This window comes from Streptomyces odontomachi (assembly GCF_024435355.1).
In the GTDB taxonomy this organism is placed as follows: domain Bacteria; phylum Actinomycetota; class Actinomycetes; order Streptomycetales; family Streptomycetaceae; genus Streptomyces; species Streptomyces odontomachi.
Window position 1 is genome coordinate 37,229 of record NZ_JAMJWG010000008.1, and the last position, 25,151, is coordinate 62,379.

Genomic DNA, 25,151 nt, shown 5'->3' on the forward strand with positions numbered 1-25,151 from the left:
CGGCGGTCCTGCGCGCGCACATACCCCCACGACACCTCCCGTCTCACTCGCGACTCTCCCCCGGTGACCCTTCTTTTCCTTCCTCCACCCCTTTCGGGGTGTCGCCCCCCACGGGCATGGAACAAGCCCCACCGGGGTGCGGGTCGCGTACGAAACGGAAGGGGGCGTGGGGGATGTGCGCGCGCAGGACCGCCGCCGAGTGCCGGTGAACTGACGGTCCACGATCATCGCGCCGGCCGAGCACGTACATCCCCCACGCCCCCGACCCACAACGAAACAGAAGGCGACCCCAGCCAGAGACGCACCCGCAGTCGCAAACGCGCGCCAGCGCACCGGCACACGCCGCGCAATCAATAGCCCGTCCGGCGATTGAGGACGAGGCCGTCAAGGCCGAAAAGGGGGTCTGGGGGCAAAGCCCCCAGGAACCAGAATCGGGATAGGATCCTACGATCAAGTGAGGTCCGTCACACCCGGAGGCACGGTGGAGGGACGCGTACCGGAGGACACGGCGGTCATGATCGACGCCCAAGGCGCGATCATGGCATGGAGCGCCGGCGCCCGCCAGCTGCTCGGATACGAACCCGCCGAGGTCACGGGCAGACCCGCCACCGACCTGCTCGCCACCGATCTACCGGGCTCCGCGCAGCGCCATCTGGCCGACGGCAACCAGTGGGCCAGCGAGGTAGCGCTCCGGCACCGGGACGGCAACCGCCTCGTGGTGCGCCTCCAGGCAACCCCGTTGGCGGACGCCGACGGGGAACGGCTCTGGATCGTGACCGGTGCCGCCCCGGCGAGCCCGGCCAAGCGGACCGGCCCCGAGGCGGCGGCCCTGTGGGAGCTCACCCTCGGGCAGCTCCCGGTACCGGTGGCGGTCTACAACCGCGACGCGCGGTTCGTCGCGTGCAACGAGGCCATGACCCACGTGATGGGCAGGCCCGAGCACGAGATGCTGGGCCTGACCCTGTGGGAGATGGAGCCCACGTGGCCCTTCGACGAGTACGACCGTCTCCAGCGGCAGGTCCTGCGCACCGGCGAGATGGTGTTCCACGAGGAGCTCGCGCAGACTCCCGGTGAGATCCGGGAGCACCTCTGGTCGATGTACATCTCCCCGTTGAAGGACGAGGTCGGCACGGTCCAGGGGTTGTCCTCGGCCGTGTTCGACACGACGGAGCAGTACTGGGCCCGCCGCCGCCTGGCGATTCTCAACGACGCCAGCCTGCGCATCGGCACCACGTTGGACGTGACCCGGACGGCGGAGGAACTCGCCGAGGTCGCCGTCGCCGGGTTCGCCGACTTCGTCACCGTGGACCTCCTGGAGTCCGTCGCCCTGGGCGACGAGCCGGCACCCGTGCCGCTGGACGATCCGGTCACCGTGCGCCGGGCGGCGCAGCGGTCGGTGCTGGAGGGCTGTCCGGAGTCGGTGCTCGCCCCGGGCCACACGACGGTCTACCCCGCCGACACGCCGCCGGCGCGGACGCTGATCACCGGCCGGGGCAGCCGTCACCGGCCGGGCGAGCCGGGGCTGCGGGAATGGATCACGTCCAGCGCGGCGCGCACCGAGTCCATGGCCACCCACATGATCCACTCGACGATGATGGTCCCGCTGCGGGCCCGCGGGGCGACCCTGGGCCTGGTGCACTTCCTGCGGCACCGCACCCCGGACCCGTTCAGCGAGGACGACCTGCTGCTGGCGGAGGAGATGGCCGCCAGGGCGGCGGTGAGCGTGGACAACGCCCGCCGTTACACGCGGGAGCGCCGCACGGCGCTGGCGCTCCAGCGCAGCCTCCTTCCCGAGCGGTCGCCGGCTCTGGCGGCGATGGAGATCTCCCACCGCTACCTGCCGGCGGGGTCCGGCGCTGACGTGGGTGGGGACTGGTTCGACGCGATCCCGCTGTCCGGTGCGAGGATCGCCCTGGTCGTGGGCGATGTGGTGGGCCACGGGATTCACGCGTCGGCCACGATGGGCCGGTTGCGGACCGCCGTGCGGACGCTCGCTGACGTCGACCTCGCCCCCGACGAGTTGCTCACCCACCTGGACGACCTGGTCATCAGGCTCGACCGGGAAGAGGGCCCGGAGGTGCGCGGCCGGGCGCAGGAGGCGTCGGGCGAGGTCGGGGCCACCTGCCTGTACGCCGTGTACGACCCGGTGTCCCGGCGTTGCACGATGGCACGCGCCGGGCATCCGCCGCCCGCGCTGGTCACCCCCGACGGCGAGGTCCGGTTCCTGGACCTGCCGGCCGGGCCCCCGCTCGGTCTTGGCGGGCTGCCGTTCGAGGCCGCGGAGATGGAACTGGAGGAGGGCAGCCTGCTCGCCCTCTACACCGACGGCCTGGTCGAGGCCGCGGACCGGGACATCGAGGTCGGGCTCGATCTGCTGCGCCGGGCGTTGAGCCACCCTGCCGACGAGCTGGAGGCGACCTGCGAGCGTGTGATGCGCACCGTGCTGACGTCCCGTCCGGCCGACGACGCCGCCCTGATGCTGGCCCGCACCTCCGCTCTGGACGCGGACAAGGTGCGCACCTGGCAGCTGCCGAAGGACCCGGCGGCCGTGGCCGGGGCCCGCAAGATGGCGGGCGAGCAGATGGCCGCCTGGGGGCTGATGGAGGCGTCGTTCACCACCGAACTGATCGTCAGCGAGCTGGTCACCAACGCCGTCCGGTATGGCGCGCCACCCATCGAGTTGCGGCTGATCCGTGACTCGACGCTCATCTGCGAGGTGTCCGACGGCAGCAGCACCGCACCGCACCTGCGCCGCGCCCGTGTCTTCGACGAGGGCGGCCGCGGGCTCCTACTGGTCGCCCAGGTCGCCGAGCGCTGGGGCAGTCGCCAGACGCCCACCGGCAAGACCATCTGGGCCGAACAGCCGCTGGCCGGGGAGGGTTTCCTCGACGCCTTCTGAGGTGGCTCAGGCGCCTGTCAGGCCGGCCCGAACCTGCTCCGCCTCGGGGGTTACACGGGAGCCAGCCGGACCGGGAGGGTCTGGACGCTGTTGCCGACGAAGCTGGCGTGCCGGTCCAGCCGGTCGGCGGGGGCGGCCAGCTGGAGATCGGGGAAGCGGCCGAAGAGGCGCTGGAGCGCGATGGTGGCCTCCATCCGTGCCAGCGGCGCGCCCAGGCAGTAGTGCGCCCCGTGCCCGAACGACAGGTGCCGGGCGGCGCCGCGCGCCGCGGCCCGGGTGACGTCGAAACGGTCGGCGTCGGGCCCGTGCGTCGCGGGGTCCCGCCCCGCGGCCGAGTAGCCGGCCAGCACCGGGGTGCCCGCGGGGATGGTGGTACCGCCGACGGTGACGTCCCGGACGGGGTAGCGGAACGGGAAGTAGCTGACCGGGCTGTCGTAGCGCAGCACCTCCTCGACCACGTCCGCCCAGCTCGCCCCGCCCTTGCGGACCAGGGCGAGCTGGTCGGGGTGGGTGCACAGGGCGAGGACGGCGTTGGTGATGAGGTTGAGCGTGGTCTCGTGGCCCGCGACGATCATCAGCAGCAGCGTGCCGATCAGCTCCTCCTCGCTGAGCCGGTCGCCGTCGTCCTCCCGGACCGCGATCAGGGCACTGGTGAGGTCGTCGCCCGGCTGCGCGCGGCGGGCGTCGGCCACCTGGGAGAGCAGTTGCACCATCTCGCGGTTGGCCGCCAGCACCGCCTCGGGGGTGATGCGGGTGGCGACGACCTGGTTGGACAGGTGGTGCAGCCGGTCCTGGTGCTCGGCGTCGACGCCGAGCAGCTCGCAGATGACGCCCATCGGCAACGGCAGCGCGAAGCGGCGGCGCAGGTCGATCACGCCGTCGCCCTCGTCATGCCCCTCGGCGCGCCGCTCGTCGGCGGCCCGCTGGACCTCGTCGAGCAGGCTCTCCGTCAGCTGTTCGACGCGGGGCCGCAGCTGCTCCACCCGGCGCCCGGTGAAGCCCCGGGTGACCAGCGAGCGCAGCCTGCGGTGGTCGGCACCGTCGGCGGTCGTCATGCCGCGTACCAGCGCGAACGTGGCGAGCGGCCAGCCGCGCGGTATGCGGCCCTCGCGCAGGTCCGCGAAGTGCGCGGCGTCCTTGGCGACGTCCGGGTGGGCCAGGAAGTCGCGCAGCGCCTCGTGCCCGAGGACGGCCGCGCCCGGCACCTCGCCGGGCAGCACGACGGAGGTGACCGGGCAGCGGGCGAGCAGCCGGGCGTTGTCGGCGTGCGGGGAGCCGCCGTCGGGGTCCATGCGGTGGGCCGTCGGGGCGTACGGGCCGGCGGGCGCCGAGCCGGTCTCGTCGAGGGTCGGGCGTGGCGGTGTGGGCTGCTGATCGGGTATCACGTGGCGGTCTCCTCAGGGGCGCCGGGGCCGCACGGGGCCGGTGGGGCCGGGTACTGCCGTCGGCTCGGGGTGGCGGGTCGGAGCGGTGAAGCGGACCGGGAGCCCGGCCAGGCCCCAGCTCCACGGTGCGACCACCCACTCCAGGTCCGGCTCCGGCACGGCCAGTTCCAGGTCGGGCAGCAGCCGGCGGACGGTGTCCACCGCGGTCCGGGTGATCAGCCTCGCCGGGTCCTGCGCCGGGCACTGGTGGGGGCCGGCGCCGAAGGCGAGGTGGGAGCGGTTGCCGATGACCGGGACGCCGTCCTCGGGCAGCACCCGCGGGTCGGCGTTGGCCGCGGCCAGGCCGAGGACGAGCATGTCACCGGCGCGGATGTGCTGCCCGCCCAGCGTCAGGTCCCGGGTGGCGTAGCGGGCGGGGAAGTTCTGGGTCGGCGGGAAGTGCCACAGCACCCGGTCCAGGGCGTCGTCGACGCTCAGCCGTCCTGCGGTCACGGACGACCGGAAGTCCGGGTCGCACAGCAGGATCCGCAGGGTGGTGGCGATCCAGTTGGTGGTGGTCTGGTTGCCGGCGACGAAGATCACCGCCATGTTGTGCAGCACCTCCTCGTCGGAGAGCGCGGCCGGATGCTCCAGCAGGGCGGAGGTGAGGTCGTGCTGCGGGTGCCGCCGGCGGTCGACGATGTGGGCCATCAGGATCTCGGCCATCCGGCGACTTGCCGCGGCCGAGCCCGCGTCGGCCCGCACGGTGCCCGCCAGGGCGCGCACCAGCTCCTGGCCGGTCGCCTCGTCGAGGCCGAGCAACCCCATGATGACCTCCAGCGGCAACCGCTGGGCGTAGCCGGTGACCAGGTCGGCCTCGCCGGCGGTCGCAAAGCCGCCGATCAGTCGCTCGGCCGCGGCGCGCACGGTGCGGCGCAGCTCGTGCCCGTCGATCCGGGCCAGCGCGGCGGCGACGGCCGAGCGGGTGCGGCGGTGCTGCTGACCGTCGAAGTACAGCAGCGCGGGCCGGTACATGACCATGGGCATCACCGGTGAGTCGGCCGGGACACGGCCCTCCCGCAGCAGGTTCCAGCGCCGCGGGTCGTGGGAGAAGTCCTGCTCGTCGCGGGTGACCCGGAGCAGTTCCGGGTGGCCGATGACGAGCCAGGCGCCGAGGCCGGGAGCGATGGTGACGGGTGCGACGGCACCGTGCTCGCGCCGCATCCGCTCGTAGCGGCGGGGGACTCCGTCGACGCCGATGGAGGCGTCATACAGCGCGTTGTAGGCCGCGTTGGGGTCCGTGCCAGCGGTGGGGGTGGTCATCGAGGATCGCCTTCACGTCGTCGTCTGACGGGTCGGAGTGCTTCAACTGCCGGATGCGCCGGGGTGCACGGGCGGTGCCGAGCGCCGTTCGCCCCGTGCGGCCGGCGTCCCGGCGGTCGGGGCCGGCGCCTCGGCGAGGTCGAGGAGGTGGCGGGTCAGCGCGATCAGGGCGAGCGTGGCGGAGCGCGGGTCGCGGGCGTCGCACTCGACGAGCGGGGTCTCGGGCAGCAGGTCGAGCGCGTCGCGCAGCTCGTCCTCGGTGTACCGCGGCCGGTCGGGGAAGTCGTTGACGGCGACCGCGAACGCCAGGCCCAGCTCCTCCAGGTTGCCCAGTGCGTCGAACGCGGCACCGAGGTCACGGGTGTCGACGAGGGCGAGCGCGCCGAGCGCACCGCGGGAGAGATCACGCCAGGCCGGCAGGAAACGCTGCTGTCCCGGGGTGCCGAAGAGGTACAGGACCAGTTCGCCGCCGAGCGTGATCCGGCCGAAGTCCAGGGCGACCGTGGTGGTGGTCTTGCCACCCCGTGCCGGCCGGTCGGCGCGCGCACCGGCCTGGGTCATCACCGCCTCCGTGGACAGCGGCCGGATCTCGGAGACGGCACCGATCAGGGTGGTCTTGCCGACGCCCAGCGGCCCGACGACGAGGATCTTGGCCGCGCCCGACACGCCCGGCGGGACGTACCGCTCCTCGGCGCCGGCGGGACCCGGGTCGGGACCGGGCGCGGCCGGCGGCAGGTCAGAGGCGGCTTTCCAGACCATCGAGCACCTTTCTCAGCACGCTTACATCGGCGTGGGCTGCCGTCGGAACGGGTGGGCGGACGGCGATCAGGCCCCAGTCGAGTAAGTCGGCGAGGAGCACCTGCACCACCGGCGGGGGCTGGCCGAGGTGGGCGGCCACCTCGGCGACGGACAGCATCCCCCGGCACTGCGCGAGGATCGCCTGGTGCTCCGGCTGCACGCTGGCGGGCACCGGCCGATCCAGCGCGACGACCAGGCTCTCCCAGGAGAACGACGCACCACCGGCGCCCGCCCGCCCGCCGGTGATGACGTACGGACGGACCGCGGACATCGTCCCGTCCTCGGAGTGGTCCGTCATGGGGCGGGGGCCGCCGAATCCGCCGGCGGCGCGCCCTCGTCGCCGTCCTCCCCGTCCTCGCTCCGCGGCGGGCTGCCCAGGTGGGCGCCGATCCTGACGACGAGCAGCTGCATCTGCTGCGCCACCAGGCCCACGTCAGCGTTCGGGGCGGTGGCCACGGCGAGTTGGCCGCCGAAGGAGGTGCCGGTGAGCAGGACGAAGCCGTCGGCGGCCTCCAGCATCAGCTGGCGCACCCGGCCGCCACCGCCGAACAGCAGCTCGGTGGTGGAGCGGCCGGTCATGGCGAGCGCGGCGCAGGCGGCGGCGAGCGATTCGGCCTCGCCGAGCCCGAGGGCGGCGACCGGCCCTGTGAGGTCCTTGGCGGAGGCGTGCCCGAGCCGCAGCCCGTCCTCGGAGACCACTATGGCGTGCCGGACACCGGGGATCTCGGTCAGCGGACGCAGGATCCATCCCACGTCGGGCAGCTTGGCGATACGTCCGGTCATGATCGGCCTTCCTCAGCGGCGTCTTGCACTGCCTCGTGTCCGGGCTGCTCGCCCTGGCGCCCGCGGCGCGCCCCGGACAGCACGCTGGATATGGAGGCGCGGGCGTCCTGCGGGGTCCATGCGCCACCGTCCTGGCCCGGCGCCGCTGCCCCGGTCACGGCCGCGCCCTGGCGGGGTGCGTCCGCGGTGGCGGGGGACGCCGTGCCGGGCTGCGGTGCCGTGCCGCGGCGGCTGCGGCGGCGGGGCAGCCCGCTCGGCGCGGTGCCCGAGTCGGCACCGGAACCCGGCTCCGACGCGCCCGCGGTCACGGCCGCGACGGGCTCGGAGTGACCGTCCGCCGTGCCCCATGCGGGCCCCGGAGCCGGGGCCGTGGGGCGGTGGCGAACGGATGCCGCGGTCGCGCCCGGGTCGGCGAGCGGTTCGGTCAGCAGGGCGTGCGGGACGAAGGCGACCGCGCGGGTGCCGCCGTAGGCGGAGGTGGTGGACAGCTCGACACGGAAGCCGAGTTCACGGCACCAGCGGCCGACGCAGGCCAGGCCGAGCCGGGGCACGGCGCCGAGCCGGGCGAGGTCCACCTCGTCGCGGAGCTGGGCGAGTGCCTGGTCCAGCACGTCCGGCGGCATGCCGAGACCGGCGTCGTCGATCTCCACCACGGCACCGGCGGCGACCTCGCGGACGTTGACGACGACGGGGGTGCGGGACGGTGAGAAGGCGGTGGCGTTCTCCAGCAGCTCGGCGAGGGCGTGCATCAGGCCCTCGACGGCGGCCGGGGCCACGTGCAGCGACCGTCCGCCGTGCAGCTCGACACGGCCGAACTCGACGATCCGGGACTGCGCGCCGCGCACGCAGTCGTAGAGCGAGGCCGGCCGCGCCTCCCGCCGACCCGGCCAGATCCCGCACATCACCAGCAGGGTCTGGGCCTTGCGGGTCATCTGCGCGGCGGCGTGGTCGGCCTTCATCACCTCCGTCATCAGGTCCGGGTCCTCGAGGGAACGCTCGATGCGGTCCAGGACCTGCTGCTGGACGGTGGCCATGGCGTGCATGGTGCGGGCGACCGCCTCGAACGCCGACTGGACCGAGTCCCGCAGGGCACGTTCGCGGCGCAGCGCGTCGTCGGAGCCGAGCATGTCGACGACACGGGCGAGGTGCCGGGCGAAGTCCGCGCCGGTGGCGGCCGGGTCCAGCGGGCCCGGGACGTCGTCGGGGCGGCGGCCGGCGCGCAGCCGCTCCTCGATGGCGGGGGCGACGACGTCTGCCAGGTGGGCGAGTTCGGCGGCGCGCGCATCGGCCAGTGCCCTGGCCCGCTCCCGGTCCCTGCGCGTGGCGCGCAGCGCGCGGCGCAGTGCGACCAGGGCGGCCAGCAGGACCAGCACCACCGCGGTGGAGGACGCGATGACCAGGACCACTGAAGAGCATCCCTTTCCGACGTCGAATCACTCGATCACTGACCGGAGTTGTCCGAGATCTTAGGGCAATGGTTCCGGGCGCACCGGGCTTCGCGGACATCCGCCGCCGCCACCGTCCCACGCGCCGCTCTGCCTTGCAGGATGCGACCCTGTTCGGGACGGGGGGTGAACGTCGGGAAAGGATTTCCGTCAGATCCCGCGACCACGGGCCAGGGGGCGGGCCGGACTCACCGCGTACTCCAGCCCACCGAACGCGCCGAGCCGAACCCGCGGCGCCGGCGACCCGATTCGGGCAGGCCGGAGGGTCGGTGGGGGCGGGAGGGCCGATCCGACCGGCGCCGAACGCCCGCCGCGCACCCCTCCTCGCCGGGCACGCTGGACCCGGCCGCCACCGGCGAACGGAGTTTGTCGACTCCCCGCTCTTGTGGCCGTACGGGCACCCTTGCTTCCCTGTTCCTGAAATCGATTTCAACAGGGCTGCGTGCCCGAGGAGTTGATGTGATGATCTCCAGACGCCGGCTGCTGGTCGCCACCGCCGCGACCGCTGCCGCCGCTGCCACCACCGGACTCGGCGGCTCCTTACCGCCCGCGCGTGCGGCGACGGAGCACGCCTGGGTGGGTGCGGGCGCCTTCACCCACCTGTACGACCCGGCCGCTTCCGGCGGCGCGGCACAGTACATCAACGACCACTGCCTGATCCGGGCAACGGACGGCACCTGGCACCTCTTCGGGATCACGGGGAACACCGTGCCGCCCGGCCAGACCCCCGACAGCGGCCTCGAACGCGACTTCGCGCACGCCACGGCACCGGCCCTGACGGGACCGTGGACCCGGCAGGCGTACGCCCTGCACGTGGACCCCGACTACTACGGCGAGGAGCACCTGTGGGCGCCGTACGTGCTGGAACACGACGGCACCTACTACATGTTCTACGCGGCGGGCGGGCAGGACGGGCCGGCCGTCAACCTCGCCACCTCCCCCGACCTGGAGACCTGGACGCGGCTGCCGTCGGGGCCGCTGTTCCGGGGCCTGGTCGCGCGTGACCCGTTCGTCGCCCGGGTCGGCGACCACTGGGTGATGTACTACTGCGAGATGGCAGGGCCCGGCGGCAACCACATCGTCGCCGCCCGCACCAGTACCGACCTCGTGCACTGGTCCGCCGCGAGCACGGTCTTCACGGACCCGGCGACCGGAGCGAACTCCGCCCCGGTGACCGAGTCGCCGTTCGTCGTCGCACGCGACGGCTGGTGGTACCTGTTCACCGGTCCGCGCGGCGGCTACGAGGGCACCGACGTCTACGCGAGCACCGACCCGATGAGCTTCACGCCGGGCCAGTACGCCGGACACGTGCCCGCGCACGCCGCCGAGGTCGTCTCCGACGGCGGCGGCGACTGGGTCACCAACTGCGGGTGGTACGAGGCCGGCGTCCACCTCGCGCCGCTGCACTGGCAGTCGACGGCGCCGACCTGGCAGAGCCGGGACAACCCCGCGGTGGTCCTCGACGTCACCGGCAGGCTCAACGTCTTCGCCCTCGACCCCGCCGACCGCATCCTGATCCGCCGCGTCCAGACGGACCCGGGCTCCGACACCTGGGGCGACTGGGAACAGTGGGGCCCGTCGCTGGACACCACCCCGACGTTCGGCGTCAACACCGATGGCCGGCTCGAGCTTTTCGCCCTCACGGAGGGCGGCACCGGCCTGACGTACCGGGTGCAGAAGGCGAACGGCACCTGGAGCGACTGGGTCGACTTCGGCGGCCCCGCGGGTGCGGCGCCCGCGGTCGGGCGCAACCTGGACGGACGCCTCGAGGTGTTCGCCGTCGGACCGGCCGGCGCCTACCTCACCCACCGCTGGCAGAACCAGCCGGGCGCGGAGAACTGGAGCGACTGGGAGACCTTCGGCGGGCCGACCGGCGGTCCCCCGATCGTCGGCACCAACGCGGACGGCCGGATGGAGGTCTTCGCCATCGGCGCGGCACGCGAACTCATCGCGCACCGCTGGCAGAACGCGCCGAGCGGCGGCTGGAGCGACTGGGACGCCGCGTTCGGCCCCACGCCCTGCGGCGATGTGCCGACGGTCGCCCGCGATGTGCAGGGCCGCCTTGAAGTCTTCGCGCTCAACCCGTACGGCGGCGGGGTGGCCCTGCGCCCGCAGCAGGCGCCCAGCAGCGGATGGTCGCCGTGGCAGGGCGACTTCCTGGGCGTGAGCGTCGCCTCGCCGACCGTGGTCGCCAGCGCGGACGGCCGGTTGGAGGCGTTCGCCGTCGCACCGGGCGGCACGCTCATGACCCACCGCTGGCAGCAGGCCGACGGCACCTGGAGCGCCCGGGAGACCTTCGGCACCGGCCCGTACCTGGCGAACCCGAGCGCGGCCCGGGACGCGGCCGGGCGCATCCACCTCTTCGCCGTCGCACCGGACGGCACCGTCTCCACGTGCGTGCAGACGGCACCCAGCGGCGGCTGGGGCACCTGGCAGCCGTTCGGCAACCGGCTCATCGCCGCGCTGCCGGCGGGCCAGGCGACGTAGCACCGCCGCCCGCAGGCCAGGCGACGTAGGACGGTCGACGGGCCGGCGCTGCGGGGGCTTTCGTGGCCGCGCCCGTCCGTTGCGTGCCGGCCGGCCGGACCGATCACGTCGGACCGGCCGGCCGCCGCGTCGCGCGGGGATCAGCCGCGCCCGGAGCCGGTGGCCCGCACGGCGTCGAAGCGGGCAGCGGCACGGGAGTGGACGGGTGCCCGGAGGCGTACGCAAACGTGGACGCGGGCGTGGACGCCGGCGCGCCGGGCGGTGCGGCGAAAGGTGGTCACGCGCCCACCCTACCCCCACCCCGACACAACATCTGGGGTCGTTTTTCGCGAGCACCACAACATGTATGCTCGACTCGCTGTCGCCGCAGGGGAATCCGGTGCGAATCCGGGACTGACCCGCAACGGTGAGCGGCGCGTTGTGGCGCGCCCGCGAGTCCGATCACCTGCCGGCAGCGCGCCCGGGGACGCCGTCCCGGGTGCCGTGAAGTCCTGGCCTCGTGGAGTGGGCTGGCGCAATTCGCCCCGGGTGTCTCCCGGGCGCGCCCGCCCGCCTTCCTCGTGGCCGCCGCCGGAGGGAGAAACACCCGTGACCATCGCGCCCGTCGACCCTGTTTCAGCGGTCTCCACCCCGCCCGAGGACGGGCCCGCCGTGGAACTCCTGCGTGCCGTGACCGAGGCGAGCGCCGGCCTCCCCGACGCCGACCCGGAGCGCATCGTGGCCGCCGCCCGGCGCGGGCGCAGCGCCGCGGCGGACGCGGCCGAACTGCGTGACCTGGCCATCGAGGCCGCCGCCGGTCTGATCGCCGAGGACCCGCAGTACTCCCGGCTCGCCGCCCGGCTGTTGGCCCGGGCCATCGCCGACGAGGCCGCCGACGAGGGCGCCGGCTCCTTCTCCGCCTCGATCGCGGTGGGCCACCGCGAGGGCCTGATCGCCGAGCGCACCGCCGCGTTCGTGCAGGCCCACGCCGTTCGTCTCGACGCGCTCGCCGACCCGGCCGCCGACGACCGGTTCGGCTACTTCGGGCTGCGCACCCTCTACAGCCGCTATCTGCTGCGGCACCCGGTCAGCCGCCGGGTCGTCGAGGCCCCCCAGCACTTCATGCTGCGGGTGGCGGCGGGGCTCGCCGAGGACGACGGCGAGCGGGCCGTGGACGAGGTGGCCGCGCTGTACGGGCTGATGAGCCGTCTGGAGTACCTGCCGAGTTCGCCGACGCTCTTCAACTCCGGCACCCGGCATCCGCAGATGTCGTCGTGCTACCTGCTGGACTCCCCGCTCGACGAGCTGGACTCCCTCTACCAGCGGTACCACCAGGTGGCCCGGCTGTCGAAGCACGCGGGCGGCATCGGCATCCCGTTCAGCCGCATCCGCTCCCGGGGCTCCCTGATCCGCGGCACCAACGGGCACTCAGGAGGCATCGTCCCGTTCCTGCGGACCCTGGACGCCTCGGTCGCCGCCGTCAACCAGGGCGGTCGTCGCAAGGGTGCCGCCTGCGTGTACCTGGAGACCTGGCACGCGGACCTCGAGGAGTTCCTGGAACTGCGCGACAACACCGGTGAAGAGGCCCGCCGCACCCACAACCTGAACCTGGCGCACTGGATCCCCGACGAGTTCATGCGCCGGGTCGAGGCCGACGCCGACTGGTCGCTGTTCTCTCCCCGTGACGTGCCGGAGCTGACCGACCTGTGGGGCGAGGAGTTCGACGCCGCCTACCGGCGCGCCGAACACGACGGGCGCGCCGTCAAGCGGCTTCCCGCGCGCACCCTGTACGCCCGGATGATGCGCACCCTGGCGCAGACCGGCAACGGGTGGATGACCTTCAAGGACGCCGCCAACCGCACCGCCAACCAGACCGCCGAACCCGGCCGGGTGATCCACTCCTCCAACCTCTGCACCGAGATCCTGGAAGTCACCGACGACGGCGAGACGGCCGTCTGCAACCTCGGCTCGGTCAACCTGGCCGCGTTCGTCACCCCGCAGACGGGCCGGGCCGAGGACGCGACGGGCGACCGTGCGGCGAACCCGGCTGACCTCGCGGACCCCGCGGACGGCATCGACTGGGAGCGTCTGGACGCGGCCGTGCGCACCGCCGTGACCTTCCTCGACCGCGTGGTGGACGTCAACTTCTACCCGACCCCCGAGGCGGCCGCCTCCAACGAGCGGTGGCGGCCGGTCGGCCTGGGGGTGATGGGCCTTCAGGACGTGTTCTTCACCCTGCGCCTGCCCTTCGACTCGCCGCGGGCCCGCGCGTTGTCCACCCGGATCGCCGAACGCATCATGCTGGCCGCCTACGAGACCTCCTGCGACCTGGCACAGCGGCATGGCCCGCACCCTGCCTGGCCGGCCACCCGGGCGGCCCGCGGCGTCCTGCACCCCGACCACTACGGCACCACGCCCACCTGGCCCGACCGGTGGGCGGCCCTGCGCACCCGGCTGGCGACCACCGGCCTGCGCAACTCCCTACTCCTGGCCATCGCCCCGACCGCCACCATCGCCTCCATCGCCGGCGCCTACGAGTGCATCGAGCCGCAGGTCTCCAACCTGTTCAAGCGTGAAACGCTCAGCGGCGAGTTCCTCCAGGTCAACCCCTACCTGGTGGCCGAGCTGAAGGAGCGCGGCTGCTGGGACGCGGCCACCCGGGAGGCGCTGCGCGAGTCGAACGGCTCCGTGCAGGAGCTGACCTGGCTGCCCGAGGACGTACGGGCGCTGTACCGCACGGCCTGGGAGCTGCCCCAGCGTGCCCTGATCGACATGGCGGCGGCCCGCACCCCGTACCTGGACCAGAGCCAGTCGCTCAACCTCTTCATGGCGTCGCCCACCATCGGCAAGCTCAGTTCGATGTACGCCTACGCCTGGAAGCAGGGCCTCAAGACCACCTACTACCTGCGCTCCCGCCCGGCGACCCGCATCGCCCGGTCCGCCCGCGGCGCCGCCCAGGTCCCCGAGCCCCGACCGGCCGTACCGCCGACGGCACCCGACGCCGAGGCGATCGCCTGCTCCCTGGAGAACCCCGAGTCCTGCGAGGCATGCCAGTAATGACCAGCACTACAAGCACCACCAGCGCGACCAGCGCGACGAGCACCACCGGCGTCAAGAACCTGCTCGACCCCGGGTTCGAACTCACCCTGCGCCCCATGCGCTACCCGGCCTTCTACGACCGCTACCGGGACGCCATCAAGAACACCTGGACCGTGGAGGAGGTCGACCTCCACTCCGACGTCGCCGACCTCGCCAGGCTCTCGCCGGCCGAGCAGCACATGATCGGCAGGCTGGTCGCCTTCTTCGCGACCGGCGACTCGATCGTCGCCAACAACCTCGTCCTCACCCTCTACAAGCACATCAACTCCCCCGAAGCCCGGCTGTACCTCTCCCGCCAGCTCTTCGAGGAGGCCGTCCACGTCCAGTTCTACCTGACCCTGCTGGACACCTACCTGCCCGAACCCACCGAGCGCGCCGCCGCCTTCGCCGCCGTGGAGAACATCCCTTCCATCCGCGAGAAGGCCCAGTTCTGCTTCCGCTGGATGGACTCGGTCGAGAACATCGAGCGCCTCGAGTCCAGGGCGGACCGGCGCCGCTTCCTGCTCAACCTGATCTGCTTCGCCGCCTGCATCGAGGGCCTGTTCTTCTACGGCGCCTTCGCGTACGTCTACTGGTTCCGCTCCCGGGGGCTGCTGCACGGCCTGGCCACCGGAACCAACTGGGTCTTCCGCGACGAGAGCTGCCACATGGACTTCGCGTTCCACGTGGTCGACATCGTCCGCGGCGAGGAGCCCGACCTCTTCGACGAGGCCATGGGCGAGCAGGTCACCGCCATGCTGGAGGAGGCCGTGGAGGCCGAGTTGCAGTTCGCGCGCGATCTGTGCGGGGACGGCCTGCCCGGCATGAACACCGACTCGATGCGCGCCTACCTCCAGTGCGTCGCCGACCAGCGCCTGGTCCGCCTCGGCCTGCCGGCTCGCTACGGCGCCCGGAACCCGTTCTCGTTCATGGAACTCCAGAACGTCCAGGAGCTGACGAACTTCTTCGAGCGTCGCCCCTCCGCCTACCAGGTGGCGGTCGAGGGTTCGGTCTCGTTCGACGACGACTTCTAGGAACGACTGCTGTTCTTGCGGAGGGCGTCGGCAACCGTCTGGTGGCGGGCGACCGCGGCTTTGGTGCGGTCGCAGGTGGTGGGTTCGGCGCAGACGGTCAGGCCCTGGGTCACGATCTCGGAGAGGTGGTTGAGCAGGAGGCTGCCGCCGGCGTGGATCAGGTGCCGATGGAAGCAGGCGTCGGCGTCGGCGAACCGGTCGGCCTGGTCGTCTGCGTCTTCGTGGCGTAGGGCGTCGTCCATGTCGGCGACGGCGGGTTCCCGGAGTACGTCAAGCTGGAGAGCCGGGCAGCGGAGATTCGGCTGTTCAATGTCGGGATCATCCCCGGTGTCTTACAGACGCCGGAGTACGCCCGGGTTCTGGCGGACAGCGCCGTGCGGCGCGGCGCCATCACGGAAGACCAAGCCGTGGCACGCGTCTCGTTCGTGGCGGAGCGGCAGGCGGCGCTGGCGCGGCCCCGCCCTCCCATGCTGCTGGTGGTCCTGGACGAGAGCTGTATCCGCAGGCGGGTCGGTGGAGAGGAGGTCATGCGCGCCCAGCTCGACCGATTGCTGGAGTTCGCTGAACTGCCGAACACCGTGCTCCAGATCGCCCCGTACGACATGGGGGAGCGTCGCCCGTTCAACTACCTGATGCACTTGCTGACGCTGTCGGACCTGTCCGTGATCGCGTACTCGGAATCCCAGATCTGGGGGCACGTGGAGCGCGAATCGCCGGCCGTCCTCCCGCTGCTGACGGCTTACCATCAGTTGCAGGCCGAAGCGCTGCCCCAGGCAGCATCCGTGGCCCTCATCAACGAGGCACGAAAGGGCACCCGTGACCACGACTGAGTCCCCCCGCTGGTTCACGTCCTCCTACAGCGACAACGGCGGCGAATGCGTGGAGATCGCCACCAACCTCACCGCTTCCCACGGCATAGTCCCCGTCCGGGACTCCAAAAACCCGGACGGCCCGAGGCTCGACGTCGCAACGGCCACCTGGTCGACGTTCGTCAGCGCAGTCCGGGACGGCGAACTCCCCGCCTGAGCCCCGCACCTGACCCGAGCAACGGGCCCTCACCACGTCCGCAGTGAGGGCCGTTGCTATCCGGTTTCCCGTTCCGTCAACCGTGATCGCTTGACCGGTGTGCTCAGCCCTCGGGAGCATCAACCCGGATGCGGGGTACTGGCAGCGGTACGGGAGAGGGGCCCCAGACCATGAAGGTCACCAAGCTGGTCAGCACGTGCGACATCAAGGACTGCCCGACGATCTACGCCACGGATCGTGGCACCTTCCTAGTGCAGGGCGAGACGCCGACCGACCACGGGATTCAGATTCCCCCGCACGAAACCCTGGTTGAGATCCCGATGGAACTGATCCAGAAGGCCATCCGTGACAACCTCATCTAGAACCCTTGGCAACCTCTTCGACGCGTTCGAACGCGAGGCATTCCGGCTGGAAACCCTGGACGACTACAGCAGGTCCGGGAGCGTCGACGCCTATCATGCATTCCTGGCCGGGAAGCCGCAGCCGGACGACTACAACGCGGGCTGGGTCGAAGAACTACGCTCACACACCGAGAAGGCGAAACGGATCTATCGGGTCCACATTCTTTCTCGCCCGCTCTCGGGCTACCTGAGGTTCGAGCTGGGCTGGGGCTACCGGAAGAACATGACCGGGGGTGAAGAGTTCTTCATCCTCGACATCACCGACAAACCCAACCCCCTGGAGGGCGTTCCAGATTTCTGGTTCTTCGATTCCGAATCCGTCGCCGTGATGAACTACGACAGCAGCGGGAAATATCTGGGTTCGGACGTGCTACCGCAGGGGAGAGCAGCTGAGTTCGTGCGACACCGTGACACGGCACTCGCGCAGGCGGAACCGTTCACCGAATGGTGGGCCACGTACGGGGCGTGAACAGATCACAGCTCGGAGCAGCGCTGCGGGCGCTGAGAGTGGCATCCGGAAAGGAAGCCAAAGCAGTGGCCCGCAGCGCCCTCATGTCTCCGTCCAAGCTCTCCAAGATCGAGAATGCGAGGCTGGCCCCCAGCGCGGCGGACGTAGAGCGTATCCTGACCGCTATCGGCGTCTCGGCCGAGGTCAAAGCGGAGTACGCGGAAGCCGCACGCGCGTCAGCGACGGAGGCAACGGCATGGCGTCTGCTCAAGCGGATCGGGGTCCACAAAGGCCAGCAGGACGCCAAAGCCCTGGAAGCCCAGATGTCGATGCTGCGACTGTTTCAACCCGCGCTGGTACCTGGCCTGCTCCAGACTCCGGAGTACATTCGGGCCATTCTGCAACGCCATGATCTGAGTGAAGATGCACTGACACGGACCATCAACGGCCGGCTCGAACGGCAAGCCGTTCTCTACGACAACACGAAGTCACTGCGGTTCATCATCACGGAACCTGTCCTGCGCTGGCGCATCGTGCAACCTTGCATGATGGCTGCTCAACTTGATCGCATCGTATCAATTGCACGGCTTTCTCACGTGGACATCCGGATAGTCCCCCTCGATGCCCGGCAACACGACATCGCGAATCACGCCTTCGTCATCCGCGACGACCGCATGGTGACTGTTGAAACTGTCCATGCCGAAGTTGTTGCCACGGACCCGCGAGACGTGAGTCTCTACGTTGAAAAATTCGAAGGATTCGAGCGAGTAGCGCTGGCCGGCTCCGAGATGCGGGATCTGATCGAAAGTATCCGCAACGACTATTTGCGCGAACAGGAAACAGGCTAGAGGTTCGGTCATGGCCCGCCGAAGATGAGGGGTATGGAGGGCGAAGAGGAAATGTTCGCCCCTTCGGCACGGCCGCACGAACGTCATGCACCATCCAACGAGAGAAGGACTGGCGTGACCACCACCTATGAAGCCTTACGGAGCCCTGCTCCGCACCCCTCCCCGACCGAGGTTTTTGCCCTGATCAGCCCGGAGATGCGGGCAGATCTGATCACGGTCGTCCGCAAGGACTACTGGCCCGACCTGACCGATGGCCTCGGAGAGCGGGGCGTGAACCAGATGGCGGCCTTCCTCGCCTCCACGGTCAACGCCGAGGAGAAGATGGCCCCCAGCCTCCGCGTCGACCTCTTCTGGCACGCCTTCGTCCTCCACACCGCGCAGTACGCCGCGTTCTGCGCGGCACTCGGAACCGACTTCATCCATCACGTGCCGGACCGGCGCGGGCACAACCCCGCCGAGGGTCGGGCAGCCCTCGCCAGGGCCCGCGGCACGATCCGCGCGGCCGGCTTCGAAATCGACCCCCAGTTCTGGCCTGCGGACGGAGCCGCGGACTGCACCCAGAGCTATGCAGGGTGCACCGACAGCCCCGTCAGCAAGTAGCGCCGAACCACATCAGCCGCCTGGCCCCAAGCCGGGCGGCTGCCCGCACGCAGCAGAGGATCGAGACGTGTCAGCAGAGGACCGAGACGTGTCAGAGACCGAAGGCTCGGCATGGGATGCGTACTCCGTCACGAAGCCGCAGCGGCGGCAGACGAACAGCCGGGGCGAGAAGACCTGGTTCAACTGGACCCAGTACGCCGACCACGGCCCCGGAGCCGAAGTGCTCCCTCTCAAGCCTGGAGAAACAGTGCTGGACCTCGGATGCGGGTCCGGCGGGAACGCGGCCCATCTCGTCGCTCTCGGCATGGAGGTGACGGGGGTGGACCTCTCTGCCAAGCAGCTCCGGAAGGCCCGCGACCGGTGGGCCGATGCACCGGACATGGAGCTTCACCAGGGCGACGCCCTCGGCTATCTCGCAGGGACGCACACGACCTTCGATGCGATCTACAGCGTGTTCGGCGCCGCCTGGTTCTGTGACCCGGGCCTGATGCTCCCGGCTGTCCACGCCCACCTTCGTCCCGGCGGTGTCTTCGCCCAGTCCCAGCGCCCTCCGGTGGAAGGCTGCTACGGCTGCCAGGCGTCCTACATCTCACGCGGTCCCGACGAAGACCCCGCAATCGTCAAACGCTGGGACTACGAACCCGACACCTGGTGTGCTCTCCTCAAGGAATACGGATTTGTTGATGTGACGGCGACGGTGCTCCCTGCCCCCGAAGACGACAAGCGCACGATGGGCACCCTTCTGATCAGGGCCGTCCGCGACAGTGAGCAGCCCCGGACTGCCATCTTTACGGGCGCCGCCCAGGGACAACGGTATGACCGCTGACACCGCCGCACTGCGCCGTGCCCTCGCCGACCAGATCCTTGACGGCGCACCCCTGACCGACCCGGCATGGCGCGCCGCCATCGAAGCCGTCCCCCGGGAACTCTTTCTCGACACGGCGCTCTACCCGCCCAACGGACCCAGCTGGGACCCCGTACGCCGCGCGGAGCTCCGCCAGGACGAGTGGCTGCGCCTGGTCTACTCCGACACCACCTGGGTGACCCAGGTGGACGGCACCGATGCCGTAGACGCCACCGTTGCGCTGGTCGGAAACCCCACGTCGTCCTCGACCCTTCCCTCCCTGATGGTGACCGGCGATGGCCTCCAAGGGCATCAGGAAGGGGCCGAGTACGACGCCGTCGTGGCCACCTGTGTGGCGTAGCTGGTGAGGCCTATGGACCTCGCAACCTGCCGGGGCACAGTCCCGTCCTGACTCCAAGACCCCGAGTGACCGGCCCTCATCACGCCAACCGTGAGGGCCGTGGGCACTCGAGTACGTTCTGCGGCGGTGTGGGTGTCTCGGCGAGACGGCCGGTTCAGGCCGACGCCGGGACTGGTCCCGGACCGGTCGGGGCACCATCCGCCGCGCGGGGACGCGCCCCTCCTCGTGGCCAGTGACGAGAAACGCGACAGGAAGGTGTACCTCAGCATGAGACGCATCCGTACGGTCGGCATCGCCGCGCTCGCGACCACCGCGGCGCTGGGTGCCCTCACCGCTCCCGCGGGAGCCGAGGCGAGGACGCGTGCCGGGGACTGCGACTATCCGGCCCAGCAGCTTGACCTGACCGACTGGAAGGAGACCCTGCCCACCGGCTCGTCCGGCTCGCCGACCGAGATCAAGCAGCCGGCGCTGAGCACGTACGCCGTCGACCCCTGGTTCACGGTCAACCCGGCCTGCACCGGCGTGCAGTTCCGAGCCGCGGTGAACGGCGTCACCACCTCCGGTTCCAGCTACCCCCGCTCGGAACTGCGCGAGATGGCGGACAACGGCAGCTCCAACGCGAGCTGGTCGGCCACCTCCGGCACTCACACCATGGTCTTCCGCGAGGCCTTCAAGCACCTCCCCAACGACAAGTCGGAGGTCGTCGGGGCCCAGATACACGACGACTCCGACGACGTCACGGTCTTCCGTCTTGAGGGCAGCAACCTCTACGTCACCAAGGGCGACGACTCGCACTACAGGCTCGTCACCGACTCCTACGCCCTGAACACCGTCTACGAGGGCAAGTTCGTCGTCAGTGATGGCCAGATCAAGGTGTATTACAACGGCACGCTGGAGGCGACCATCGCGCACACCGGCGGCGGCAACTACTTCAAGGCGGGTGCCTACACCCAGGCCAACTGCGACAAGTCCGCCCCGTGCAGCGACTCCAACTACGGCGAGGTGCACATCTACAAACTCGACGTGACGCACGCGTAGCCGCCGAGACGGCTGCCCTCCCCCAAAGGCTTCCCCCCAAGGGGACGTGTACGACATGACGAAAGGTGTACCAGTGAGACGCATTCTTACCGCCGCGCTGTGCGCGTGCGCGACGCTCGGCTCGGTGGCACTGCTCGGCCCATCGGCAACGGCGGCGACGCTGACGATCACCGCGGCGACGGCCAGCTCCGACGACGGCAACGGTCCGGCCAACGCGATCGACGGCGACCTGTCCACCCGGTGGTCCGGGGCCGGTGACGGTGTCTGGATCCGCTTCGACCTGGGCTCGGTCACCACCGTCGGCTCCCTGTCGCTGGCCTGGTACGACGGGGACGACCGGCGGTCGACGTTCGACGTCCAGCTGTCCCAGGACGGCTCGGAGTGGTCGACCGTGCTGTCCGGGGCGACCAGCAGCGGCACCACGAGCAGCCCGGAGACGTACGACTTCGCCGACGGCCCGGCCCGCTACGTGCGGGTCGTCGGGCACGGCAACTCCTCCTCCGACTCGTCCGAGTGGACCAGCATCACCGAGGCGACCGTGTCCGGACCCTCCGACGGTCCGCCGCCGACCACGCAGACTCCCGGCGTCGGCGGTGTGGCGACTCCGCCCGGCGCGATCCTGGTGCCGGATCAGGACAGCGAGTACACGATCGACTCCGGTGGCACCGCGACCGCGCCCAAGGTCTACGACTGCCAGGGCAACACCATCCGCGGCGGCGTGGTGATCAAGGCCGACAACGTGGTGGTACAGAACTGCCGGGTGGACGCCGAGCAGCAGTACGGCATCTACTCGGACAACAACACCAACGTCACCATCCAGAACAACGACATCAAGGGCGTCCAAGGCCCCGGCGACCTGAACGCCATCACGTTCTTCGGTGACGACACCAAGATCCTTTACAACACGGCCATCGACTTCGTGACCGGCGACCCGGGCGACAGCCACACCGACTTCATCCAGACCTGGGTGTCAAGCTCGCACCCCACCGCCAGTGACGACGTGCAGATCCGCGGCAACGAGGCCGTCGGCCCGGCGAACCCGGACCGCGACAACGGCGTTCCCAGCATCCACCAGTTCCTGATGGCCGAGGACTACGGCCGCGGCGGGAACTCGGGCGGCGACACCGACGGCATGAAGAACTGGATCGTCGCGGACAACAGGATCGGCGACAGCTGGAACCAGGCCATCAAGCTGGACGGGCCGGACGATGTGGCCATCACCCGCAACTCCTTCGTGGGCTCCTCGGACAAGGTCATGGAGGTCACCGACGCCTCGACCGGCGTGCGGTTCTACAGCGACAACGAGGTCGGTGCGGACTACGAGTCGGTCGGCATGACGGTCACCTCGGGCCCGGGGCCTGCCTGACAGCAACCCGGATCGGGAAGCCCGGACTGCGAAGCCGCGGGCGTCGGCTACCGGCCACTCGCCGCCGACGCCCGTGGCACCATCCGTACGGGAACGGGAAAGCGGTCAGGTCGAGGCCCCCACCGTCCCCCCGGACCGGGCCGTCGCCGGGCCTGGGTTCAGCTGCCGCTCCGCCAGCTCCCCGAAGAGCAGACCGAAGGCGCCCCATAGGACGCCCTGGATGCCCAGTGCGGACAGCCGGAAGCGCCACAGCAAGGTGGCAGGGAAGTCCTTCGGCACCTCGTTGACGGCCGGCAGGAACGCGTAGGCCAGGCCGATGACCACGACGAAGCCGATCACCGCGACGACGGTCGCCCACCAGGTGCCCAGGCGGGGCGCGAGACGCTTGCCCAGGAGGGTGGCGGCGATCGTCAGGAGCAGGCTGAGCACCATCATCAGGAAGTACAGGCTCGTCCGCTTGCCGATGGTGTCGGGCTCGCCGACCGACGGCGGATTGGCCGGGTACTTCAGGAACGGGACCACGTAGACGGCCAGCAGCCCGCAGCCGGACAGCAGCAGCGCGGTCGCCCGGGGACCGAAGCGGCCCACCCGGCCCAGCGCGAAGCAGTACGCGAGCGCGGCGATGCCTCCGAAGGCGACCCCGTAGACCAGGACACCCGTGGCGAGGCCGGCGGTGGACTGGAGGGAGCGGGAGACCACTTCCATCTCGTGCTCGTGGGAGTGGGCGTCCTCGAAGCCGATCGCGCGGTCGACGTTCGGCTCACCGAGGAAGTAGGCGGCGACGAGGGCGAGCAGGCCGGCCGTGAGGCCGGCCAGCATGCCCCGCACGAGGAGGTTTCTGACTCTTGCGGAGTTCATGGCGGTGCGGCGCCCCTTGCCCTCAGTGGCAGGGGAAGCCGAGCAGGTGACGGGCGTCGTGCACCCACTCGTGGACGTCGGTGCCGCTGAACACGGAGGTGGCACCCTGCTCGGCACCGACGAAGTACAGCAGGACCAGCATCAGGACGCCGAAGAAGACCGCCCAGGGAGCTATCTCCTTGAGCGGCAGCTTGGCGGGAACGGCAGGCGTGGTGGCGGTCGACTCGGCGACGTGCTGCGCCATGGCGGGGCCTCCTAAGGGATCTCGCGTCCCATCTCGGTGGTGCATTGCGACGGCCACGGGTCTGACTCGCGCGGCGCCTGAAAGGGCGTCCCGCATACAGTGGCGCGACCGTGCCGGATTCCCACCGGCTTCCGTCTCGCCGTCGTCGATATCCCACCGACCGTACCGCGTGGCGTGGGCCCGGCCAAGACCGTGTCCGGCTGGCGTGATCTTCCTCTCGGTGGACGGTACGACGTCCGAAGGCCCGCCGCCCTGATCCGCCCGAACCCGCTTCGTCACCCGCCCCGTTGACGCCCCCTCCCCCCGACGCTACCGTGCGAGAGCGCTCTCACCCCCCATTCCCCCCAGCACCTCGGGTCCCACCGTCCCACCGGAGACCGGCCCCCTGCGGGGCACCTGGTGCCGGCCGGCGACGGCAGGTCCGAGGCCGTGGTCCAGGCAGGGAGGGCCTCATGGCTCCCGTACCGAGACGCCGTGCCGTCCGGCGGCTGGTCGCAACGCTCGCGCTCGCGCTGTGCGCCGCCACCGTCACGCACCCCGCATCCGCCGCCGGTACCGCCACGGCGGCGACCGTCTGCAACACCTACTGCGACGCCCGCGATCCCGCCCTCTCCTCGGGCGACCGCGCACCGGTCACGACGACGATCTACAGCCGGTCGATCGCGCTCCACTTCGACGACGGCGCCGCGATGGGCTGGGCCTCCATCGAGAACGGCAACGCCGGTGACGAGGTCTGGCTCGACCGGTCCTTCGACGGTGGCCGCACCTGGAGTTCGGGCAGCAAACTCGGCGACACCACGGTGCCCTCGGGGCAGCGGGGCTGGCGCACGCTTATGTACAACGTGGACGACTGGAACAACCACGGCGTCGGCGCCCTGCGCGCCTGCGGCAAGGCCGGCGACCGCGACGAGATCGCCTGCACCCCGTGGGCCCGCACCACCTGGAACGCGGGCAACCGCCGCACCGCCGCGGCCACCGGTCTGATGACGCTCTACAACAACGGGACCGGCCTGTTCGACACGACCGGCTGGTGGAACTCGGCGAACGCCCTGACGGCCGTCATCGACAACATCCGCGTGACGGGCATGGGCAGTTACACGTACGCCATCGCCCGCACCTACGAGCAGAACCTGAACGCGCAGGGCGGCCAGTTCCGCAACGACTACATCGACGACACCGGCTGGTGGGGCCTGGCCTGGGTCGCCGCCTACGACGTGACCGGTGACAGCCGCTACCTGAGCACGGCACGCGCGGACGCCGACTACATGGCCTCCTACTGGGACGGCACGTGCGGCGGCGGAGTGTGGTGGAGCACGGCGAAGACCTACAAGAACGCCATCGCCAACTCCCTGTACATCCAGCTCAACGCCGCGCTGCACAACCGGATCTCCGGCGACACGACCTACCTGGACCGGGCGCGCGCCGACTGGTCCTGGTTCCAGGGCACCGGCATGGTCAACTCCTCGCACCTGGTCAACGACGGCATCGACCTGTCCAGCTGCCGCAACAACAACGGCACGGTCTGGTCGTACAACCAGGGCGTGCTGCTCGGCGGCCTCACCGAGCTCTACAAGGCGACCGGTGACAGCGGGCTGCTCACCTCGGCGCGGCAGATCGCGGACGCGGCGACCTCCTCCTCGTCGCTCAACACCTCCGACGGCATCCTGCGCGATCCCTGCGAGGACGGCGACTGCGGCGGCGACGGCCCGTCGTTCAAGGGCGCGCACGTGCGCGGCCTGGGCAAGCTCAACGCGGCGCTCTCCGACCATCCCTACAGCGGCTATCTGCAACGCCAGGCGGACCGCGCGTACGGAAGCGACCGGAACCCGCTCGACCAGTACGGGCTGCGCTGGTACGGCCCGCTGGACAAGGTGGACGCGGCACGCCAGCAGAGCGCACTGGACCTGCTCAACGCGGCTCCCTGACC

Annotated in this window: 24 protein-coding genes, 1 pseudogene and 1 riboswitch; of the genes and pseudogenes, 15 read left to right on the forward strand and 10 right to left on the reverse strand. The window is 70.9% G+C overall.

Features of this window, described 5'->3' with window-relative positions; genetic code table 11:
- Positions 1-514 precede the first annotated feature (514 nt).
- Positions 515-2,899 carry a SpoIIE family protein phosphatase gene (locus NQO67_RS18050; protein ID WP_255951065.1) on the forward strand — a complete coding sequence of 795 codons (2,385 nt, stop codon included), beginning with the start codon at positions 515-517 and terminating at the stop codon, positions 2,897-2,899.
- Between the two features lie 50 nt (positions 2,900-2,949).
- Here the strand turns inward: NQO67_RS18050 and NQO67_RS18055 are convergent, their stop codons facing one another.
- The 6 genes from NQO67_RS18055 to NQO67_RS18080 all read right to left on the reverse strand — a co-directional run bounded on the left by NQO67_RS18055 (position 2,950) and on the right by NQO67_RS18080 (position 8,573).
- The gene (locus NQO67_RS18055) at positions 2,950-4,191 is read right to left on the reverse strand and encodes a cytochrome P450 family protein (RefSeq protein WP_255951298.1); all 1,242 of its coding nucleotides are present in this window, start codon (positions 4,189-4,191) and stop codon (positions 2,950-2,952) included.
- A gap of 105 nt (positions 4,192-4,296) precedes the next feature.
- The gene (locus NQO67_RS18060; RefSeq protein ID WP_255951066.1) at positions 4,297-5,586 is read right to left on the reverse strand and encodes a cytochrome P450; all 1,290 of its coding nucleotides are present in this window, start codon (positions 5,584-5,586) and stop codon (positions 4,297-4,299) included.
- 42 nt (positions 5,587-5,628) lie between these two features.
- On the reverse strand, positions 5,629-6,345 hold the full coding sequence (locus tag NQO67_RS18065; RefSeq protein ID WP_255951067.1) for a GTP-binding protein: 717 nt from the start codon (positions 6,343-6,345) through the stop codon (positions 5,629-5,631).
- Entirely contained in the window at positions 6,323-6,682 is a 360-nt protein-coding gene (locus NQO67_RS18070) for a DUF742 domain-containing protein (RefSeq protein WP_374119024.1), read from the reverse strand. The genes NQO67_RS18065 and NQO67_RS18070 overlap by 23 nt, the downstream gene beginning before the upstream one ends.
- Entirely contained in the window at positions 6,679-7,167 is a 489-nt protein-coding gene (locus NQO67_RS18075; protein WP_255951069.1) for a roadblock/LC7 domain-containing protein, read from the reverse strand. The genes NQO67_RS18070 and NQO67_RS18075 overlap by 4 nt, the downstream gene beginning before the upstream one ends.
- The gene (locus NQO67_RS18080; protein WP_255951070.1) at positions 7,164-8,573 is read right to left on the reverse strand and encodes an ATP-binding protein; all 1,410 of its coding nucleotides are present in this window, start codon (positions 8,571-8,573) and stop codon (positions 7,164-7,166) included. The genes NQO67_RS18075 and NQO67_RS18080 overlap by 4 nt, the downstream gene beginning before the upstream one ends.
- 501 nt (positions 8,574-9,074) lie before the next feature.
- On the opposite strand from NQO67_RS18080, the gene NQO67_RS18085 reads away from it, so the two are divergent.
- Positions 9,075-11,099, forward strand: coding sequence for a DUF8189 domain-containing protein (locus NQO67_RS18085; RefSeq protein WP_255951071.1), 2,025 nt, complete (start codon positions 9,075-9,077; stop codon positions 11,097-11,099).
- Positions 11,100-11,239: 140 nt separating this feature from the next.
- Here the strand turns inward: NQO67_RS18085 and NQO67_RS18090 are convergent, their stop codons facing one another.
- Positions 11,240-11,380, reverse strand: coding sequence for a hypothetical protein (locus tag NQO67_RS18090; protein ID WP_255951072.1), 141 nt, complete (start codon positions 11,378-11,380; stop codon positions 11,240-11,242).
- Positions 11,381-11,444: 64 nt separating this feature from the next.
- Positions 11,445-11,566, forward strand: a riboswitch (cobalamin riboswitch).
- Positions 11,567-11,687: 121 nt separating this feature from the next.
- Between NQO67_RS18090 and NQO67_RS18095 the strand changes: the two genes are divergently transcribed.
- Positions 11,688-14,135 (forward strand): ribonucleoside-diphosphate reductase subunit alpha, encoded by a 2,448-nt coding sequence (locus NQO67_RS18095; protein ID WP_255951073.1) that lies wholly within the window; start codon positions 11,688-11,690, stop codon positions 14,133-14,135.
- Positions 14,135-15,190: a ribonucleotide-diphosphate reductase subunit beta gene (locus NQO67_RS18100; RefSeq protein ID WP_255951074.1), complete on the forward strand. Its 1,056-nt coding sequence runs from the start codon at positions 14,135-14,137 to the stop codon at positions 15,188-15,190. The genes NQO67_RS18095 and NQO67_RS18100 overlap by 1 nt, the downstream gene beginning before the upstream one ends.
- Here the strand turns inward: NQO67_RS18100 and NQO67_RS18105 are convergent.
- Positions 15,187-15,432 (reverse strand): FCD domain-containing protein, encoded by a 246-nt coding sequence (locus tag NQO67_RS18105; protein ID WP_255951075.1) that lies wholly within the window; start codon positions 15,430-15,432, stop codon positions 15,187-15,189. The genes NQO67_RS18100 and NQO67_RS18105 overlap by 4 nt on opposite strands.
- Positions 15,433-15,444: 12 nt before the next feature.
- Here NQO67_RS18105 and NQO67_RS18110 point away from each other — a divergent pair.
- The 10 genes and pseudogenes from NQO67_RS18110 to NQO67_RS18155 form a co-directional block, all read left to right on the forward strand.
- Positions 15,445-16,020 (forward strand): annotated as a pseudogene (locus NQO67_RS18110) (DUF5753 domain-containing protein); the annotation flags it as partial.
- A complete protein-coding gene (locus NQO67_RS18115) occupies positions 16,007-16,216 on the forward strand; it encodes a DUF397 domain-containing protein (RefSeq protein WP_255951076.1) in 210 nt (69 codons plus the stop codon). The pseudogene NQO67_RS18110 and the gene NQO67_RS18115, both read left to right, overlap by 14 nt.
- Positions 16,217-16,386: 170 nt before the next feature.
- Positions 16,387-16,578 (forward strand): hypothetical protein, encoded by a 192-nt coding sequence (locus tag NQO67_RS18120; protein ID WP_255951077.1) that lies wholly within the window; start codon positions 16,387-16,389, stop codon positions 16,576-16,578.
- A complete protein-coding gene (locus tag NQO67_RS18125) occupies positions 16,562-17,086 on the forward strand; it encodes a DUF6879 family protein (RefSeq protein ID WP_255951078.1) in 525 nt (174 codons plus the stop codon). Before NQO67_RS18120 ends, NQO67_RS18125 begins: the two co-directional genes overlap by 17 nt.
- A complete protein-coding gene (locus tag NQO67_RS18130) occupies positions 17,083-17,913 on the forward strand; it encodes a helix-turn-helix domain-containing protein (RefSeq protein WP_255951079.1) in 831 nt (276 codons plus the stop codon). The genes NQO67_RS18125 and NQO67_RS18130 overlap by 4 nt, the downstream gene beginning before the upstream one ends.
- Before the next feature lie 114 nt (positions 17,914-18,027).
- Positions 18,028-18,513, forward strand: a complete 486-nt coding sequence (locus NQO67_RS18135) for a UCP032817 domain-containing protein (protein WP_255951081.1) — start codon at positions 18,028-18,030, stop codon at positions 18,511-18,513.
- An 88-nt stretch (positions 18,514-18,601) separates the two neighbouring features.
- Positions 18,602-19,339, forward strand: a complete 738-nt coding sequence (locus NQO67_RS18140) for a class I SAM-dependent methyltransferase (RefSeq protein WP_255951082.1) — start codon at positions 18,602-18,604, stop codon at positions 19,337-19,339.
- Positions 19,329-19,718 (forward strand): methyltransferase domain-containing protein, encoded by a 390-nt coding sequence (locus NQO67_RS18145; protein WP_255951083.1) that lies wholly within the window; start codon positions 19,329-19,331, stop codon positions 19,716-19,718. The genes NQO67_RS18140 and NQO67_RS18145 overlap by 11 nt, the downstream gene beginning before the upstream one ends.
- A 267-nt stretch (positions 19,719-19,985) precedes the next feature.
- Positions 19,986-20,756, forward strand: a complete 771-nt coding sequence (locus NQO67_RS18150; protein WP_255951084.1) for a polysaccharide lyase family 7 protein — start codon at positions 19,986-19,988, stop codon at positions 20,754-20,756.
- A 73-nt stretch (positions 20,757-20,829) separates the two neighbouring features.
- Positions 20,830-22,122, forward strand: coding sequence for a discoidin domain-containing protein (locus NQO67_RS18155; RefSeq protein WP_255951085.1), 1,293 nt, complete (start codon positions 20,830-20,832; stop codon positions 22,120-22,122).
- A gap of 105 nt (positions 22,123-22,227) precedes the next feature.
- Here NQO67_RS18155 and NQO67_RS18160 read toward each other — a convergent pair whose 3' ends face one another.
- Entirely contained in the window at positions 22,228-22,980 is a 753-nt protein-coding gene (locus NQO67_RS18160) for a CbtA family protein (RefSeq protein ID WP_255951086.1), read from the reverse strand.
- A 22-nt stretch (positions 22,981-23,002) separates the two neighbouring features.
- Positions 23,003-23,224 (reverse strand): CbtB domain-containing protein, encoded by a 222-nt coding sequence (locus NQO67_RS18165; RefSeq protein WP_255951087.1) that lies wholly within the window; start codon positions 23,222-23,224, stop codon positions 23,003-23,005.
- 452 nt (positions 23,225-23,676) lie between these two features.
- On the opposite strand from NQO67_RS18165, the gene NQO67_RS18170 reads away from it, so the two are divergent.
- Complete coding sequence (locus tag NQO67_RS18170) at positions 23,677-25,149, forward strand: glycoside hydrolase family 76 protein (RefSeq protein WP_255951088.1); 1,473 nt, start codon at positions 23,677-23,679, stop codon at positions 25,147-25,149.
- Positions 25,150-25,151 lie beyond the last annotated feature (2 nt).

Bases quoted from the DNA above. Each gene is read 5' to 3' on its own strand.
- NQO67_RS18050 (WP_255951065.1), top strand. From the start codon at position 515: ATGATCGACGCCCAAGGCGCGATCATGGCATGGAGCGCCGGCGCCCGC.
- NQO67_RS18055 (WP_255951298.1), bottom strand. From the start codon at position 4,191: ATGGACCCCGACGGCGGCTCCCCGCACGCCGACAACGCCCGGCTGCTC.
- NQO67_RS18060 (WP_255951066.1), bottom strand. From the start codon at position 5,586: ATGACCACCCCCACCGCTGGCACGGACCCCAACGCGGCCTACAACGCG.
- NQO67_RS18065 (WP_255951067.1), bottom strand. From the start codon at position 6,345: ATGGTCTGGAAAGCCGCCTCTGACCTGCCGCCGGCCGCGCCCGGTCCC.
- NQO67_RS18070 (WP_374119024.1), bottom strand. From the start codon at position 6,682: ATGACGGACCACTCCGAGGACGGGACGATGTCCGCGGTCCGTCCGTAC.
- NQO67_RS18075 (WP_255951069.1), bottom strand. From the start codon at position 7,167: ATGACCGGACGTATCGCCAAGCTGCCCGACGTGGGATGGATCCTGCGT.
- NQO67_RS18085 (WP_255951071.1), top strand. From the start codon at position 9,075: ATGATCTCCAGACGCCGGCTGCTGGTCGCCACCGCCGCGACCGCTGCC.
- NQO67_RS18100 (WP_255951074.1), top strand. From the start codon at position 14,135: ATGACCAGCACTACAAGCACCACCAGCGCGACCAGCGCGACGAGCACC.
- NQO67_RS18105 (WP_255951075.1), bottom strand. From the start codon at position 15,432: ATGGACGACGCCCTACGCCACGAAGACGCAGACGACCAGGCCGACCGG.
- NQO67_RS18120 (WP_255951077.1), top strand. From the start codon at position 16,387: ATGAAGGTCACCAAGCTGGTCAGCACGTGCGACATCAAGGACTGCCCG.
- NQO67_RS18145 (WP_255951083.1), top strand. From the start codon at position 19,329: ATGACCGCTGACACCGCCGCACTGCGCCGTGCCCTCGCCGACCAGATC.
- NQO67_RS18150 (WP_255951084.1), top strand. From the start codon at position 19,986: ATGAGACGCATCCGTACGGTCGGCATCGCCGCGCTCGCGACCACCGCG.
- NQO67_RS18160 (WP_255951086.1), bottom strand. From the start codon at position 22,980: ATGAACTCCGCAAGAGTCAGAAACCTCCTCGTGCGGGGCATGCTGGCC.
- NQO67_RS18165 (WP_255951087.1), bottom strand. From the start codon at position 23,224: ATGGCGCAGCACGTCGCCGAGTCGACCGCCACCACGCCTGCCGTTCCC.
- NQO67_RS18170 (WP_255951088.1), top strand. From the start codon at position 23,677: ATGGCTCCCGTACCGAGACGCCGTGCCGTCCGGCGGCTGGTCGCAACG.